The sequence below is a fragment of the Flavobacterium sp. AC105 genome, assembly GCF_979258495.1.
This window is the reverse complement of the sequence record NZ_OZ409860.1, coordinates 3,626,889-3,639,794: the sequence shown is the minus strand read 5'-3', so window position 1 is coordinate 3,639,794 and position 12,906 is coordinate 3,626,889. Positions and strand designations below refer to the sequence as shown.

14 protein-coding genes and 1 pseudogene are annotated in these 12,906 nt (G+C 33.2%); 6 read left to right on the top strand and 9 right to left on the bottom strand.

The genetic code is table 11. From position 1 onward, the window contains the following. Positions 1–223: 223 nt before the first annotated feature. Positions 224–925, top strand: a complete 702-nt coding sequence (locus ACZ0AH_RS14910; protein ID WP_463476587.1) for a sulfite exporter TauE/SafE family protein — start codon at positions 224–226, stop codon at positions 923–925. Here ACZ0AH_RS14910 and hemN read toward each other — a convergent pair. From hemN to ACZ0AH_RS14885, 5 genes and pseudogenes are all read right to left on the bottom strand, one after another. Next, positions 922–2,285 (bottom strand): annotated as a pseudogene (gene hemN / locus ACZ0AH_RS14905) (oxygen-independent coproporphyrinogen III oxidase). The gene ACZ0AH_RS14910 and the pseudogene hemN overlap by 4 nt on opposite strands. A 125-nt stretch (positions 2,286–2,410) precedes the next feature. Beyond that, positions 2,411–2,881 (bottom strand): hypothetical protein, encoded by a 471-nt coding sequence (locus tag ACZ0AH_RS14900; protein ID WP_463476586.1) that lies wholly within the window; start codon positions 2,879–2,881, stop codon positions 2,411–2,413. A gap of 105 nt (positions 2,882–2,986) precedes the next feature. Further along, positions 2,987–3,334, bottom strand: a complete 348-nt coding sequence (locus ACZ0AH_RS14895; protein ID WP_463476585.1) for a hypothetical protein — start codon at positions 3,332–3,334, stop codon at positions 2,987–2,989. Positions 3,335–3,455: 121 nt separating this feature from the next. After that, positions 3,456–3,878, bottom strand: a complete 423-nt coding sequence (locus tag ACZ0AH_RS14890; RefSeq protein WP_463476584.1) for a DoxX family protein — start codon at positions 3,876–3,878, stop codon at positions 3,456–3,458. Positions 3,879–3,997: 119 nt separating this feature from the next. Beyond that, a complete protein-coding gene (locus ACZ0AH_RS14885) occupies positions 3,998–5,626 on the bottom strand; it encodes an acyl-CoA carboxylase subunit beta (protein ID WP_463476583.1) in 1,629 nt (542 codons plus the stop codon). A 351-nt stretch (positions 5,627–5,977) separates the two neighbouring features. Between ACZ0AH_RS14885 and ACZ0AH_RS14880 the strand changes: the two genes are divergently transcribed. The 4 genes from ACZ0AH_RS14880 to ACZ0AH_RS14865 all read left to right on the top strand — a co-directional run bounded on the left by ACZ0AH_RS14880 (position 5,978) and on the right by ACZ0AH_RS14865 (position 7,645). After that, a complete protein-coding gene (locus tag ACZ0AH_RS14880; protein WP_463476582.1) occupies positions 5,978–6,568 on the top strand; it encodes a TetR/AcrR family transcriptional regulator in 591 nt (196 codons plus the stop codon). Between the two features lie 67 nt (positions 6,569–6,635). After that, entirely contained in the window at positions 6,636–7,094 is a 459-nt protein-coding gene (locus tag ACZ0AH_RS14875) for a hypothetical protein (RefSeq protein ID WP_463476581.1), read from the top strand. 4 nt (positions 7,095–7,098) lie between these two features. Beyond that, entirely contained in the window at positions 7,099–7,407 is a 309-nt protein-coding gene (locus ACZ0AH_RS14870) for a DUF3817 domain-containing protein (RefSeq protein WP_463476580.1), read from the top strand. Positions 7,408–7,438: 31 nt separating this feature from the next. Then, positions 7,439–7,645: a hypothetical protein gene (locus ACZ0AH_RS14865; RefSeq protein ID WP_463476579.1), complete on the top strand. Its 207-nt coding sequence runs from the start codon at positions 7,439–7,441 to the stop codon at positions 7,643–7,645. Between the two features lie 74 nt (positions 7,646–7,719). On the opposite strand, the gene lpxD is transcribed toward ACZ0AH_RS14865, so the two are convergent. The 3 genes from lpxD to prfB all read right to left on the bottom strand — a co-directional run bounded on the left by lpxD (position 7,720) and on the right by prfB (position 11,023). Next, entirely contained in the window at positions 7,720–8,718 is a 999-nt protein-coding gene (lpxD, locus tag ACZ0AH_RS14860; RefSeq protein WP_463476578.1) for a UDP-3-O-(3-hydroxymyristoyl)glucosamine N-acyltransferase, read from the bottom strand. A 643-nt stretch (positions 8,719–9,361) separates the two neighbouring features. Continuing rightward, positions 9,362–9,808, bottom strand: coding sequence for a peptide-methionine (R)-S-oxide reductase MsrB (msrB, locus tag ACZ0AH_RS14855; RefSeq protein WP_463476577.1), 447 nt, complete (start codon positions 9,806–9,808; stop codon positions 9,362–9,364). 116 nt (positions 9,809–9,924) lie between these two features. Continuing rightward, a protein-coding gene (prfB, locus tag ACZ0AH_RS14850; protein ID WP_463476576.1) for a peptide chain release factor 2 occupies positions 9,925–11,023 on the bottom strand; the annotation gives its coding sequence in 2 pieces (ribosomal slippage) (positions 9,925–10,959 and positions 10,961–11,023; 1,098 coding nt in all). Between the two features lie 361 nt (positions 11,024–11,384). Here prfB and ACZ0AH_RS14845 point away from each other — a divergent pair. Continuing rightward, on the top strand, positions 11,385–12,404 hold the full coding sequence (locus ACZ0AH_RS14845) for a threonine aldolase family protein (protein ID WP_463476575.1): 1,020 nt from the start codon (positions 11,385–11,387) through the stop codon (positions 12,402–12,404). 84 nt (positions 12,405–12,488) lie between these two features. Here ACZ0AH_RS14845 and ACZ0AH_RS14840 read toward each other — a convergent pair whose 3' ends face one another. Continuing rightward, the gene (locus ACZ0AH_RS14840; RefSeq protein WP_463476574.1) at positions 12,489–12,809 is read right to left on the bottom strand and encodes a YbaB/EbfC family nucleoid-associated protein; all 321 of its coding nucleotides are present in this window, start codon (positions 12,807–12,809) and stop codon (positions 12,489–12,491) included. Positions 12,810–12,906 lie beyond the last annotated feature (97 nt).

Below are 12,906 nucleotides of genomic sequence, written 5' to 3'. Positions count from 1 at the left end.
CCAACATGTACTCTCCACGAGATATAGTTTAATGACATTATATTACATAAAATGTTTAATCCCTATAATATACTCCGTTAGGAGTTAAATGTCGGTAGAAAATAGAATTCATCTGCCCATTTTTGTCCCGTAGGGACTACATATTACACTTATTGAATTAAAAATCATTTTTAATCCATTTATCCTGATAGCTATCGGGAGTTGTACAAAAAATAAAAAGCAAATGTTATACTCCGCTTTTATATTAGGTCTTATAAGTAGTTTTCACTGCATAGGAATGTGCGGTCCAATTGCTATGATGTTGCCTGTAGATCGCCAAAACGAAGCTAAAAAAGTAACCCAAATTATAACCTATCATTTAGGCCGATTGTCAGCTTATGCTACAATTGGATTAATTTTCGGCCTATTAGGCAGAGGTTTTTTCCTCGCAGGATTACAGCAAAAAATGTCTGTTTTCATTGGTCTAGCCATGATTCTTGTAGTTTTGATTCCGGAGAAAGTTTTTTCAAAATATAACTTTTCAAAACCGGTTTACAAAGTTATTTCAGGAATAAAATCAAGTTTAGGAAATCAATTTAAAAACAAGAGTTATAAATCACTTTATACAATTGGGTTATTAAATGGTTTTCTTCCGTGCGGAATGGTTTACATCGCTTTATTTGGAGCAGTCGCCATGCAAAGTGCCAGCTTTGGGGTTTTCTATATGATTTTATTCGGTTTAGGAACCGTGCCTTTAATGACAGTTGTGGTATATGTTAATTCATTAATAAAACTTCCGTTTAGAAATAAAATTCAAAAAGCAATTCCGTATGTAGCTGTAATTATTGGAGTTTTGTTTATTCTGAGAGGTTTAGGTTTAGGGATTCCGTATATTTCCCCATCAAATATGAGTTTGTTTGTACAGGAAGCCCCTAATTGCCATTAAACAGTCATCGAGAACAAATTAGTTTCCGGTGATTTTCTTTTTAAATGTAAATCAAAAGCCATACAAATATTACGAACAAAAGGCCTTCCGGCTTCTGTAATGGTAATTTTATTTTCTTCGATTACAACCAATTGATCGTTTTCCAGTTCTTTCAAATCTAATAAAACACTCGGAAGTTCTTTAAAATAAAGCGATTCTTTTGTCCAGGAAGTTTCAAGTTCGCAGGTTAGGTTCAAAATATGTTTTCTGATAATTAAATCTTCATCGGTTAAAATATGTCCTTTTACAACAGGCAGTTTATTCCATTCTAATAATTGGTAATAATCTTCTAAATTCTTTGTGTTTTGAGCAAAACTGTACCAGCTATCACTAATAGAAGAAACACCTAAACCAATCATAAGCTGCGTTTTTGAAGCACTGTAACCCATGAAGTTTCGATGTAATTGTTTATGTTGTGAAGCTTTGTACAAACTATCAGACTCCAAAGCAAAATGATCCATTCCAATTTCGTGATAACCATTTTTAGAAAGCATTTGTTTCCCTACTTCATAAAGTTGTCTTTTTTCAGCATCTTTAGGAAGGTTTTCTTCATTAAACCCGCGTTGTCCGTTTCCTTTTATCCACGGGACATGCGCATAACTGTAAAATGCTAATCGGTCTGGTTTAAGAGAGTTTGTTTTTCGACAGTATCAACTACATCTTCTAAGTTTTGATAAGGCAAACCAAAAATGATATCATGTCCTATTGATGTATATCCAATTTCTTTTGCCCAAAAAGTAACTTTTGCAACATTGTGAAAAGGCTGAATTCTATGAATTGCTTTTTGTACTTTTTCAGCATAATCCTGAACGCCAAAACTTACTCGGCGAAAGCCTAATTCGTATAATTTTTGAAGCTGCTCATAAGTAGTATTGTTAGGATGACCTTCAAAACTAAATTCATAATGTTCGGCTTTATTGGCAAAACTAAAAATACCATTGATCAGGTGTTCTAAATTGTTTTTCGAAAAAAATGTTGGAGTTCCGCCACCCAAATGAATTTCTTTTATAAATGGTTTTTCCGATAATAATTTACAATATAAACTCCATTCTTTTAATAATGCCTGAATGTAAGTTTCTTCAACCGAATGATTTTTAGTGATGCGTTTGTTACAGCCACAAAAAGTGCACATGCTTTCGCAGAAAGGCAAATGAATGTATAAACTAATTCCGTTTTGTGAATTGCTTTCTGAAAAAGCTTTCTGAAAAGATCCGACCCATTTTTGCTCCGTAAAACTGTTTTGTTCCCAATACGGAACTGTTGGATAGCTTGTGTATCTTGGTCCGGGAACATTGTATTTCTGAGTCAGTGATATTTTCATAGAATGAAGATTTAATTTTACTCAAAATTAGATTTTCACATCAGGATATAAAATGACAAATATCATGTATATAACAAAAAAAGAGACTCAAAATGAGCCTCTTCCGTGAATTAAAATAACTAACACTAAATAGAATCCTGAATGATTTTAAGCCATTTTTTTGCAAATAAGTGATCTTGATACGCACTGATTTGTTTGATACGATCGTCATCAAAATCATAAAACGGAATTATGATTTTGTTGGCTGTTTCTTTTTCCTGAAATTCGAAATCAATTTTTAAAATTGTATCTGAATTTCCGTCTGAAGTCAAAACTAATTTGCAAGAAGAAACACTTTTTAAATCTACAAATGTTGATTCTTGTTGTTTTGGATTGAAATTCATTACTATAAATTTTCGGTTTTTTTGATCTATCGTCAGCGTTTTGTTGCTTTGAGATTCAGTCAGATCAAAATCTTCCGGATGTGCAGGATTGAATTTCTTTTTTATGTTTAAAATTTTTGATTTGTTTGCAGCGCTCGTTCGTGCAGAAAAATATACGGGAATGGCTACTATGATCGCAATCACAATACCAATAATAGTTACACTTGTATCCATTTTGTTTTAATTGATAAATTATATGAAATAGTAAACAGTTTCCGGATGAAAACAGTTTATTGTTTAGAAGAAATAAATCTTCAGACTAGGATTTCATTGATTTATCTACCAAAAATTATGGAAAGGGTAGAGCAGTAATAAGACTTTTTTACGATGACTTGCAAATTGATTTGCAAAGTTTGATACAGATTGTTCGGTTTGATGCTGTGGTATAACTTCCAACAAAGATTCAAACCATTTGGTTAAAATTGGATAGCTGGTTTTTGCAGTGGCAACAAATTGATAGCTTGCCTGAGGTTGTATAAAAGCTAGTGAATCAGCACTATCGATAGAGAAAGTGGTATCCGTTTTTTGATTTTCAATTTTTTGTACACCAAATTCGTTTGCCTGAGCAGCAAAAAAAGCGATGATCAAAAGTGATACAAAAATAATGGCTTTACGAATCCAATTCATGGTGGCGAATTTAATTCATAAATGACAATTAAAGAAATTTTGAGGCAATAATTAACGTTCCAATAAGATGCTATTGTTTTATCCTCAACGCTATCTTTAAAATGTTGAGGATAAAAGAAAGTTATTGTTGCATTTTGAAATAATAATCAGCTGAATGTTTTCCACCTCCATAAAATAAAAAGAAAATGCACATTAATAATACAAATATTGCGAGAATTAAGCTTTCTGAGTGCATATGTCCCATAAAATTTACGAGAACTGCACCAAACAATATTGGTAATTGAGCTGCAATTGCCCAGCGGGTCAGTAGCCCAAAAACGATCATAATACCTCCAATCATGTGTGCCGGCGCGATATAATGTAAAAGAAACATTCCGCCTCCAAACTGGTCAATTGGAGAAATTAAATCATGCAAATATTGAATGTTGGTTACAAACGAAATTCCTTTCATAAATAAAAAAACACCCAAAACAATACGAACTAAATCTACTGGTAAATAAGTGTGCGCATTTGCCCATTTATTTAAGCTTTTTACATTTTCCATAATAGTACGTGATTAAAAATTACATACTAAGTTACTAATTTTTAATGATATATGTATTTGTAAGTGCTTTAAAATGAGATTTTTGTTATTTATTTAACAATTTTAATGAATTATGAAATCTAGACTTGAATTACCCCTAAATTAAATGGTTTCTGAATTGGTGCATGATTTGCAGCTTCGATTCCCATTGAGATCCAGGTTCTGGTATCTAACGGATCAATAATAGCATCTGTCCATAATCTTGAAGCAGCATAATAAGGCGAAGTTTGTTCGTCGTAACGTGCTTTTATTTTGGCAAATAACTCTGCTTCTTTGGCTTCGTCTACGATTTCCCCTTTCGCTTTAAGCGAAGAAGCTTCAATTTGTGCCAATACTTTTGCGGCTTGAGTTCCGCCCATAACGGCAAGTTCTGCGCTTGGCCAGGCAAAAATTAATCTTGGGTCATATGCCTTTCCACACATGGCATAATTTCCTGCTCCGTATGAATTTCCAACAATTACTGTAAATTTCGGTACAACCGAATTACTTACGGCATTTACCATTTTTGCACCGTCTTTTATGATTCCGCCTTGTTCAGATTTTGATCCAACCATGAAACCGGTAACATCTTGCAGAAAAACCAATGGAATTTTCTTTTGATTGCAATTGGCAATAAAACGCGTGGCTTTGTCAGCACTATCCGAATAAATAACACCGCCAAACTGCATTTCGCCTTTTTTGGTTTTTACTACTTTTCTCTGGTTGGCAACAATACCAACCGCCCAGCCATCGATTCTGGCATAACCGGTAATTATCGTTTGACCATAACCATCTTTATACGCTTCAAATTCTGAATTATCGACCAAACGATTGATGATTTCCATCATATCATATTGCTCATTTCGGGCTTTTGGTAAAATTCCGTAAATGTCTTTAGGTTCTAAAGTTGGTTTTTCGGCTTTGATTCGGCTAAAGCCCGCTTTATCATAATCGCCTATTTTGTCTATAATATTTTTAATTTTGTCTAAAGCATCTTTATCATCTTTAGCTTTATAATCGGTCACACCTGAAATTTCGCAATGTGTTGTTGCACCGCCTAAAGTCTCATTATCAATAGTTTCGCCAATAGCTGCTTTTACCAAATAGCTTCCGGCAAGAAAAATACTTCCGGTTTTATCAACAATCAAAGCTTCGTCGCTCATGATTGGCAAATAAGCTCCACCGGCAACACAACTGCCCATTACTGCTGAAATTTGTGTAATTCCCATACTGCTCATTTGGGCATTATTCCTGAAAATACGCCCAAAATGTTCCTTGTCAGGGAAAATTTCATCCTGAAGCGGCAAATAAACACCCGCACTATCTACTAAATAAATAATTGGAATTCGGTTTTCCATCGCGATTTCCTGTGCACGAAGGTTTTTCTTTCCCGTAATTGGGAACCAGGCGCCGGCTTTTACGGTAGCATCATTGGCCACAACAATACATTGTTTGCCTTTGATATAACCTATTTTGATAACCACTCCGCCAGACGGACAACCGCCATGTTCAGCGTACATTCCTTCACCAACAAAACCTCCAATTTCAATATTTTTCGAATTTTCATCCAATAAATAATTAATGCGTTCACGCGCCGTCATTTTACCTTCGGCATGTAATTTGGCAATACGTTTTTCTCCTCCGCCTAATTTTACTTTGGCAAATTTTTGTTTTAAATCAGAAAGTAACAGTTTATTGTGATCTTCGTTTTTATTGAAGTTTAAATCCATAAGAAATTGATGTTTTTACAAAATAGTGTTGGCTAATTTACAAAATCAATTGAAACTGGCATAATAAATTAATCCGTTGGCGTGTATGTCAAATTTAATTAAACACATAGAAACATAGATTTTATGTGTTTAAAAAAGTAAATCAAAAGAAACTCGTTTCTCACACATAACTATGTTTGTCAATGTAAGTGAAAACCCTTTTTTAATTCGATAATTCTATGTGTTAAAATATTATACTCAAATTATCTTCATTTATTTTTTTAATAGAATGGATTTGTTACTATTTGAAATTTTAGATGTAACTCATTTATTTTGCCTTAATTTGTAATTTCATACCAATTAGTATCTTTTATGTCAAAAGCAGCAAACACAAGGCTTACAATTCTTAATAAAGCATTTGAATTAATTTATTCAAAAGGATATCAAACGACAAGTATCGACGATATTATTGCGACTACACAGGTTACAAAAGGCGCTTTTTATTACCATTTTAAAAATAAGGACGAAATGGGAGTTGCTATTATTGAAGAGATTTTGAAACCTACAATGATGGGAAGTTTTATAAATCCGATAGAAAATTCGCAAAATCCAATTGAAGATTTTTACAATATGATTTCTTATTTATTGCTCGATGATCCTTTTTTGCAGGTAAAATATGGTTGCCCTGTTGGAAATTTAACTCAGGAAATGACACCTTGGAACAATCAGTTTAGTAAAGTTTTGTCTGAACTTGTAAATGAATGGATGATGACGATTGAAAAAGGAATTTTAAATGCCCAAAATTTAAGATTAGTCCGAAAAGACGTCGACGGAAAACAGGTTGCTTTTTTTATCATGTCAGGATATTGGGGAATACGTAATTTTGGAAAACTTCAAGATGATAATTCATGTTATTTTGTTTATTTAAAGGAGTTTAGGAATTACTTGAATTCCCTGAAATAAAATAATATTCAAAAACATACTAATTAGTATGTTTTTGAATATATTTGCATTGTCTAAATCAAAAACAATGTACCAATCACTTCTATTTTGCCATTCTTACCTGAGATGGCTCGTTTTAATCAGTTTATTTTATTCCATTTTTCGGGCTTATAAAGGTTATTCTTTACAATTGCCTTTTAGTAAAACAGATAATTTAGTCCGGCATTGGACAGCAACTATTGCTCATATCCAATTAATTTTTGGAATTCTGATTTATGCGCAAAGTCCGATAGTAAAATACTTTTGGAAAAATTTTAAAGAAGGTATCCAAAATACGGAGATCGCTTTTTTTGGCATAATCCATATTCTGTTAATGTTAACAGCAATTATTTTAATTACGATTGGTTCGGCTTTAGCCAAAAGAAAACAGAATGATCGTGATAAATTCAAAACCATTCTTTTTTGGTTTTCTCTCGCTTTAATTGTCATTTTTATAGCCATTCCGTGGCCATTTTCACCTCTTGCAAACAGACCTTACTTTAGATAAAACTATGAAACATTTACTTGAAACAAATACCGGAAGATTACGAATTATTGGTTTTTTAGAAGGAATTTCACTTTTGACTTTGCTTATTATTGCAGTTCCTTTAAAATATATTTTTGGAATGCCATTTCTAACAAGACCTGTGGGAACTATTCATGGCGCCTTATTTTTGCTTTTTATTTTTAACACGTTAAGCGTAGGTGTAGAACAAAACTGGAAGTTTAGAGATACAACCTGGAGAGTGCTTTTGGCTTGTATTATTCCGTTTGGAACTTTTTATATTGATGCTAAGATCTTAAGTAAAATAAAGGCGTAACTGAAAATAAATAACTCAAAAAGAATTTAGAATGGTTTTAGTATTTAAAACAAATGTCAATTCTCTTTCGAAAGTAAAGCGTATTGCTCCAAAACTGAATCAGTTATTTCCAAAAGCAAAATGGAATTTTGACCTTGAAGATTGTGATAATATTTTACGATTTGAGTCGGATAATAATATTATGAAGGAAGTAATTATCCTGATGAAAATTATTGGTTTTGAATGTGAAGCTTTATAGAAAGTTTCAATTACGAAATGCGCAAAAAAAAACAGAAGCTAAACTTCTGTTTTTTTTATATTTTAAATATTTGATTATTTTTTAGAATCACAAACCATTCTTTTTAGAATCGCCCATTGTTTTAAGGCATCACGAGCTTCAACTGCAGGATAACCTAACATTGTTTTTCCAGCAGGAACATCACCAGTTACACCAGAACCAGCTCCTACAACAGCTCCGTCGCCAATAGTTGTATGATCTTTAATAGAAGCGCTTCCGCCAATGATAACTCCGTTTCCTAAAGTTACAGATCCGGCTAAACCACTATTTCCGGCCATAATACAAAATTTACCCAATTTACTATTATGTCCAATTTGAACTAAATTGTCAATTTTGCAGCCATCGCCAAGAACTGTTGAACTGAATTTTCCGCGGTCTACACAAGTATTTGCGCCAATTTCAACACCGTTTCCGATAATTACATTCCCAATTTGTGGAATTTTCACCAAACCTTTTTCACTGCATGGACGGAATCCAAAACCATCAGCTCCAATTGTTGCATTTGGGTGAATAATACAATCACTTCCAATATGACAACGCTCACGAACAACTGTTCCTGACCAAATGATTGTGTTTTTACCAATCGTACATTCGTCCAGAATAGTCACATTTGGATAAATAGTTGCATTCGCGCCAATTTCAACTTTAGGACCAATATAACAGCCGGCACCAATTCTTGCGCCTTCGCCAATAATGGCTGTTTCATCAATAACTGCCGTTCTGTGAATATGATTGTGAAATATAGGAGTAGGAGGGGCAAAAAGAGCTAAAATTTGAGACATTGCCAAATCAGCGTTTTTTACTTTAATAAAAGCACGATTTTCACCTGGTTCTATCGAGATATCTTCGTTAACTATTGCAACTGCTGCATTTGAAGCCGACCAAAATTTTTCATATTTTTTATTTCCTATAAATGAAATTTCTGAAGTTGTGGCTTTTTCTAATTGCTCTGTCGCAGTTATACTTTGTGAAGTAGTGCCGTAAATTACGCCATTTATAACTTCATTGATTTCTTGAATTGAATAGGATTTCATTGAGTAAATTTAATTAACTTAGGGTTATTTTTTTGCCAAATAAAATCAATTAGATTTAAATTACCTAATCTTATTTTGAACTTTTTTATGTAGTGTTTAAAATAACAATTTAAATATTACAAAATTAACATAAAACCTATTAAAATATTGCTACTTTTTGAATTTCTGTCTAAAGTTTAAAAATTTGATTAATGGCATTTTTTGTGTTTTATAAGCTTTTGATTTTCAGGTAACTTTATTCAAAAAAGTAATATTTTCTTCTTATATAACATATTTTCTGATTTGAAATAAAAAGTCTGGCAGCACCTTTCGTTTTAAAACTATTGATTTTATTAGGCGTGCATAATATTTTTGATTTTTTAAGGATTCAATATAAAAAGATGAAATTCGGATTTGGAATTATCGAAAACAGAAAAATATTAGCAAATGATTGACAATCAATAAGCTGTTTTTAAATATTTGAAAATTTATTTTGAATGCAAATTTATTTTAGTGCGTTATATCTTATAAAATATATTAACGCAGGATAAATACAAATGTTGTATTTTAAAAATAACAGACAAAAAAAGCGATTCATTTTTTCTCAAAAATAAATCGCTTACTATTAAATTGTTTTAAAACGTAATCTCTTGTGTCTGAAATGCTATTCCTTTATTTTAGATAATGAAATCGCATTAATGCAATAACGCAAACCGCTTGGTTCAGGTCCGTCAGGAAAAACGTGTCCTAAATGTGCATCACAAGTATTGCAAACTACCTCAACACGAATCATTCCGTATGATTTATCTGCATGATAAGCAATTGCATTTTCTTTTAAAGGCTGTGTAAAAGAAGGCCATCCCGTTCCGGATTCAAATTTTTCGGAAGCATCAAAAAGTAAAGTTCCGCAACATTTGCACTCATAAATTCCGGGATCAAAAAGACTGCAAAGTTCAGAGCTAAAAGATCTTTCAGTTCCTTTTAAACGCGTTACCTGAAATTCTTCAGGCGTTAAGATTTGTTTCCATTCTTCGGCTGTTTTTTCAACTCTTTTTTCAGGAATTGGATTTCCTTTATTGGTATAACGAATAATATCTGCCCATTTGATCATAACTTTATTTTTTTAGTTTACAGTTTGCAGTCTCAGTTTACGGTATTCAGTCTCAGTCTCAGTTTACAGTTTATACAGTTTAACTGAGACTGTAAACTGAGACTTAATACTAAAAATTATTCCTCTTCTTTTTGTCCCATCATCATTAAAAATGCTTTTAGGAAAGGATCGATATTTCCGTTCATAACGCCATCAACATCACTGGTTTCATAGCCTGTACGAACATCTTTTACTAATTTATACGGCTGCATTACATAATTACGTATTTGCGAACCCCATTCGATTTTCATTTTTCCGGCTTCGATATCAGCACGTTGCGCTTGTTGCTTTTTTAACTCGATTTCATACAATTGAGAACGTAACATTTGCATGGCGCGTTGTCTGTTGTCTTGTTGAGATCGCGTTTCAGAACATTGAATCTGAATTCCGGTTGGTTTGTGTACCAATTGCACTTTGGTTTCAACCTTATTTACGTTTTGTCCTCCGGCTCCGCTGGAACGAGAAGTTGTAATTTCGATATCGGCAGGATTAATGTCAATTTCGATACTATCATCAACAAGCGGATAAACATAAACAGATACAAACGAAGTATGACGTTTGGCATTACTGTCAAAAGGCGAAATTCGGACTAATCTGTGTACGCCGTTTTCTCCTTTTAAATATCCAAACGAATAATCTCCTTCAAACTCTAAAGTGACCGTTTTAATTCCGGCAACCTCACCTTCCTGAAAGTTTAGTTCTTTTATTTTGTAGCCATAACTTTCGCCCCACATCATGTACATACGCATCAGCATTCCGGCCCAGTCGCAGCTTTCAGTTCCGCCGGCTCCGGCAGTAATCTGAATAACAGCGCTTAAACTGTCGCCTTCATCAGAAAGCATGTTTTTGAATTCGATGTTTTCGATATGAGCCTGAGTAGTATTGTAATGTTCGTCTAATTCTTCTGCAGAAAGTTCTCCTTCTTTATAAAAATCATACGCTAATTGCAATTCATCAGTAAGTTCGATGGCTTTGTTGTAATCTTCGATCCATTTTTTCTTGTTTCGAAGGTTTTTTACAATCACTTCGGCTTCTTTTGCATTATTCCAGAAGTCGGGTGCGAAGGTTTTTTCTTCTTCGTTGGCAATTTCAATTAGTTTGGCATCAACGTCAAAGATACCTCCTCAACGCACCAAGGCGCTCCACAATACCTTTTATTTGTTCGGTAGTTGTCATAAATTAATAGTAGTTTTTATGTTTTTAAATATTAGGCTCATAAAGTTCATAAGCGTAATTTTCTGCTACAAAAATAAGATATAGTTTTTAGATAACAGAAATAATTTTAACAGAAGAAAAAAAGAATATACGAAGTCAATACGATTCAATAATTATAGGAATACGATTTTTTTCGGTAAACCCAATAGTTTTTAAAATCGTTGGTCGAAATTAGATTTATTAATAGTAGTTTTATATGTTTTTTAGAAATATTGCGTTAATTTGGTTCAGAAGTAGTCTGCAAGTTAAAATTTATTAAAACTTGCGATTAATAACAAACTGTAATACGTAATTTTGCTATCCAAAAAGATATAAGTTTTATATGGAAATAAATTTAATTAGCGATACCATTACCAAACCTACATACGAAATGTTGCAGTATATGTTTAACGCCCAAGTTGGCGACGATGTATACAAACAAGATCCTACAGTTATCGAACTAGAGACCAGAGTAGCAGAATTTTTTGGTATGGAGGCAGGACTTTTTTTTCCATCAGGAACCATGGCCAACCAAGCTGCTATAAAATTACATACACAACCCGGAGAACAATTAATTGCCGATAAATACGCACACGTTTATCATTATGAAGGAGGAGGAGTTTCGTTTAACAGCGGCGTTTCATGCTGTTTATTAGACGGAAACCGCGGTATGATAACGGCGTCTCAGGTTGCAGCAGCAATTAACGATCCTGAGTTTTATCATAGTCCGTTAACGAGTTTGGTTTGTGTCGAAAACACGACCAATAAAGGCGGCGGCGCTTGTTATGAATTAGAAGATTTAAAAGAGATAAAAAAGGTTTGTGATGCCAATAATTTGAAATTCCACCTTGATGGAGCCAGAATTTGGAATGCATTGGTTGCCAAAAGACAAAACCCGAAAGAATTTGGAGCTATTTTCGATACTATTTCGGTTTGTTTATCAAAAGGATTAGGCGCTCCAATAGGTTCTGTTTTGTTAGGAAGTAAAGCAGATATTCACAGGGCGTTGAGAATCAGAAAGATATTAGGCGGCGGAATGCGTCAGGTTGGTTATTTGGCTGCAGCCGGATTATATGCTTTGGCACACAACATCGAAAGATTAGCCGAAGATCACCGAAGAGCAAAAGAAATTGCCGCAATTTTAAGCACAAAACCCTGGGTTTCTGCCATAGAACCTGTAGAAACCAATATTTTGATTTTCTCATTGGCAGAAGGTTACAGCGACCAGCTTTTAATAGAAAAATTAAAACTAAAAAACATTTTAATCAGTTCATTAGGACACAATAAGCTAAGAATCGTAATGCATTTAGATTATAAGGAAGTAATGCATACGTATGTAATTGAAACGCTTACGAAATTCTAAAATTTGTTTCAGTTTATTTTGTTTCAGGTTTCAAGTTTACGCGATGTATAACTTGAAACCTGAAACTTGAAACAAATTAAACTTTTACTTAAAAAGATCATCCATTCCCGGAATCATTGGCATATCCATTTTTGCAACGGCGTCAAGTTCTCTTTCGTTTACGTTTGTTGCTTTTTCAATCGCTTTATTCAGGGTTACAATTAAGTAATCTTCAAGTTGTTCTTTGTCTTCTAATAAAGAATCGTCAATAGAAATTGATGTTACTTTTCTATTAGCCGTTAATGTTACTTTTAATAATCCATCAGCACTTTGTTCGTCGATTAAAACGGTATCCAAACGCTTTTTTGTATCTTCAATTTTTTGTTGGGTTTCTTTAAGTTTGCCCATCATTCCCATTAAATCCATTTTGTTGATTTTTAAATTATTTCAGACAAAATTAGTATATTGCTGTATTAAATCAATAGAATATTTTATGAAAAAAATAATTTGGTTCTGTTGGGTT

Bases quoted from the DNA above. Each gene is read 5' to 3' on its own strand.
- msrB (WP_463476577.1), bottom strand. From the start codon at position 9,808: ATGATCAAATGGGCAGATATTATTCGTTATACCAATAAAGGAAATCCA.
- ACZ0AH_RS14885 (WP_463476583.1), bottom strand. From the start codon at position 5,626: ATGGATTTAAACTTCAATAAAAACGAAGATCACAATAAACTGTTACTT.
- ACZ0AH_RS14900 (WP_463476586.1), bottom strand. From the start codon at position 2,881: ATGGATACAAGTGTAACTATTATTGGTATTGTGATTGCGATCATAGTA.
- ACZ0AH_RS14910 (WP_463476587.1), top strand. From the start codon at position 224: ATGTTATACTCCGCTTTTATATTAGGTCTTATAAGTAGTTTTCACTGC.
- ACZ0AH_RS14880 (WP_463476582.1), top strand. From the start codon at position 5,978: ATGTCAAAAGCAGCAAACACAAGGCTTACAATTCTTAATAAAGCATTT.
- ACZ0AH_RS14895 (WP_463476585.1), bottom strand. From the start codon at position 3,334: ATGAATTGGATTCGTAAAGCCATTATTTTTGTATCACTTTTGATCATC.
- ACZ0AH_RS14890 (WP_463476584.1), bottom strand. From the start codon at position 3,878: ATGGAAAATGTAAAAAGCTTAAATAAATGGGCAAATGCGCACACTTAT.
- ACZ0AH_RS14840 (WP_463476574.1), bottom strand. From the start codon at position 12,809: ATGGATTTAATGGGAATGATGGGCAAACTTAAAGAAACCCAACAAAAA.
- ACZ0AH_RS14865 (WP_463476579.1), top strand. From the start codon at position 7,439: ATGGTTTTAGTATTTAAAACAAATGTCAATTCTCTTTCGAAAGTAAAG.
- ACZ0AH_RS14870 (WP_463476580.1), top strand. From the start codon at position 7,099: ATGAAACATTTACTTGAAACAAATACCGGAAGATTACGAATTATTGGT.
- ACZ0AH_RS14875 (WP_463476581.1), top strand. From the start codon at position 6,636: ATGTACCAATCACTTCTATTTTGCCATTCTTACCTGAGATGGCTCGTT.
- lpxD (WP_463476578.1), bottom strand. From the start codon at position 8,718: ATGAAATCCTATTCAATTCAAGAAATCAATGAAGTTATAAATGGCGTA.
- ACZ0AH_RS14845 (WP_463476575.1), top strand. From the start codon at position 11,385: ATGGAAATAAATTTAATTAGCGATACCATTACCAAACCTACATACGAA.